The sequence below is a fragment of the Stenotrophomonas sp. PI_27 genome (assembly GCF_027854495.1).
GTDB lineage: Bacteria > Pseudomonadota > Gammaproteobacteria > Xanthomonadales > Xanthomonadaceae > Stenotrophomonas > Stenotrophomonas pavanii.
This window is the reverse complement of sequence record NZ_JAJNOF010000032.1, coordinates 1-2,831: the sequence shown is the minus strand read 5'-3', so window position 1 is coordinate 2,831 and position 2,831 is coordinate 1. Positions and strand designations below refer to the sequence as shown.

Genomic DNA, 2,831 nt, shown 5'->3' with positions numbered 1-2,831 from the left:
GCCGGCGGCCAGGGTGATGCTGGAGGCGCTGGCCTGGATCTGGCCAACAATCTGGGTCAGCTGGGTGACGGTGGTGTTGGCATCGTCGCGCATCCGTGCGAACACGCCCTGGTAGTCGCCGTGCATGCGTGCGGTCAGGTCACCCTCGGCGATCGCCGACAGCAGCTGCGAGAGCTTGCCGAGGTTGTCATCGCTGACCGCCATCATCGCGTTGAGGTTTTCCAGCATCAGGCGGAAATCGTGATCGAAACGCTGCGCGTCGCCACGGCGGCTGAAGTCGCCCGCCGCGGCGGCACTGGCCAGCTGCTTGATTTCGGCATTGATGCGGCCGAGGTTGGCCTTGACCGTGTCGACGGTGCGGGTCATCGCGGCCTTTTCGCCGGGATAGCGCGCGATGTCGCGGCTGAGATCACCGACCGCGTACTGCTGCACCACGTCCAGCACGTCGTGCAGGGTCTGCACGTGGCTGCCGACCAGCGCGTTGGTTTCCTGCACCATCAAGCCGTACTCGCCCGGGAAGGCACTGGCATCGATGCGATAGCTCAGTTCGCCGGCATCGTGGCGGCGGGCCATCTCGCGCTGGCCGCTGATCACCGCGTGCAGCTGCTGCTGCATGCCTGACATGGCCTCCAGCAGGCGGCCCGGTTCGTCGTGCGGCTGCGGGCCGATGTGGCTGTCCAGGCGACCGCTGGCGATGCCTTCGGCCACGGCGGTGGCCTGCTTGAGCGGTCGTGCGATGCGGTTGCCGATGACCCAGCTCAGGGCGAGAACGATCAGCACGAGCAGGCCACCGGAGAGCGCCATGATGGCGGTGAACACCAGTGCCTGCTTCTGCACGTCGTCCATGTAGACGCCGCTGCTGACCACCCAGTTCCAGGGCGCGAACAGGCCGGCGTAGGCGACCTTTTCTACGTCGCCCTTGCTTCCCGGCTTGGCCCAGCGGTAGTTGACGAAGCCGCCGCCGGCGCGGGCGGCCTGGACCTGGTCGTAGTAGATGCGCACGCCGTCGTCGGTGCGGAAGTCCTTCATGTCCTTGCCGACCAGGTCCTTGCGGAACGGGTGCATCAGCAGCGTGTAGCCGGTGTCGTAGACGTTGAAGTAGTAGGTGTCGTTCTCGGCGCGCATCACCTCCAGCGCCTGCAGCGCAGCGGCCTTGGCCGCCGCTTCGCTGAGCTCGCCGGTGCCGGCCAGGCGGTGGTAGTGCTGCAGGATGCCGTAGCTCAGTTCGACCTGGGTCTTCAGCGCGGTCTTGCGGGTCTCGGTGAGGTCCAGGTACTGCATGCGGGCGGCGATCACCGAGAGCGCGATCACGCCGAGCGCGATGAGCAGCGTCAGCAGGTTGAGCTTGCGCCGGACGGAAAGATTGCTGAAGTAGTGTTGCCAGCGATGCAGGAGATTCATCGAGCAGGACCAGGTCGAAGCGGGCGGGCGGCGCCGAGCCGGTCATCGGCGGTACACGCCGTGACAACCCCGTTATCGGCCGTTGCGGCGGGGGATTGAGGCGTGCTGTCGGAACGTATTCAGGTTTCCTTGCAGCGGCGGCTGCGGCGCTGCCTGCGGCAGGCTGGTTTTGAAGCAACAACAGCGGCAACGGCAACGGCAAAGGCAGTTGGTCGGCTCTGAATTTTCAGTGGGTGGCTGGGTCGGGGTGGGCTGGCGGGACACGCCGTAAACCCGTCCTTGGGGGCTCGATGGCGCCATCCATGGCGCCAACGGTCCCGCCAGCCCACCCCGACCCAGCCCTCCCGGCATTTCGGTGTCGGACGGCAAGAGCGTTGAGTTTCCAGGTGGAAAGAGGGGTCAGATCCGTTTTCCTGCGGAAAACGGATCTGACCCCGGATGCGGTGCGGCTGTTGCTCTTGCTCTTCTTTTTTCAATCCGGGGTGGACGCGCACGGAAAGTGTCCGTGGCCGGGAGGATGGGTTGCGCAGGGGCGTGAGCCGCATGGATGCGGCGACCGAGCTTACATGGACGTACTTGCAGCGTCCCCTGCGCAACCCATCCTCCCGGCCCAAACGAAGGAAATCCGCCGCTCTCAGCGACCACCCCGAGGGGCTTCGCCGTTGGCTGGATACCCCGATACCCCGTAAACGAAAACGCCCCAGCACAGGGCCAGGGCGTTCTCGCAGATCAGGTCAGGCAGGTATCAGAATTCCTGCCAGTCTCCGTCGGCCAGTTCGGTGGCCATCGGGCGACCACCCGCCGTGCGGCGGGCCGGCGGGGCAGCCGGGGCCGGGGCAGCCGCCGCAGCAGCACGCGGGGCCGGTGCGGTGACGCGCGGGGCGGTCACCACGTCGGCTTCGTCGACCACGAAGATCGACACCGCTTCGCTGAGGTGGCCAGCCTGTTCTTCCATCGCCCGTGCGGCGGCCGTGGCTTCTTCCACCAGTGCGGCGTTCTGCTGGGTGGTTTCGTCCATCTGCACCACGGTCTGGTTGACCTGCTCGATGCCGGCCGACTGCTCCTGCGAAGCGGCGGAGATCTCGGCCATGATGTCGGTCACGCGCTGCACCGAGGCGACGATCTCGCCCATGGTCGCGCCGGCCTTGTGCACCAGGGCCGAGCCGTCGTTGACCTTGCCGACCGAGTCGTCGATCAGGCCCTTGATCTCCTTGGCGGCCGCGGCCGAGCGCTGGGCGAGGGTACGCACTTCGCTGGCGACCACGGCGAAACCGCGGCCCTGCTCACCGGCACGCGCGGCTTCCACCGCGGCGTTCAGCGCCAGGATGTTGGTCTGGAAGGCGATGCCATCGATGACGCTGATGATCTCGGCGATCTTCTTCGACGAGGCTTCGATGGCCGACATGGTGGTGACCACCTGGCCGACCACT

At 66.7% G+C, this 2,831-nt stretch carries 2 protein-coding genes; both read right to left on the bottom strand.

Translation table 11 applies throughout. The features are described 5' to 3' along the window. Positions 1-1,401: cache domain-containing protein (locus LRM18_RS20310; protein WP_270955371.1), on the bottom strand; the 1,401-nt coding region annotated here is incomplete at its 3' end. 745 nt (positions 1,402-2,146) lie between these two features. Next, a partial coding sequence (locus LRM18_RS20305) for a methyl-accepting chemotaxis protein (protein ID WP_270955370.1) occupies positions 2,147-2,831 on the bottom strand: 685 nt, incomplete at its 5' end.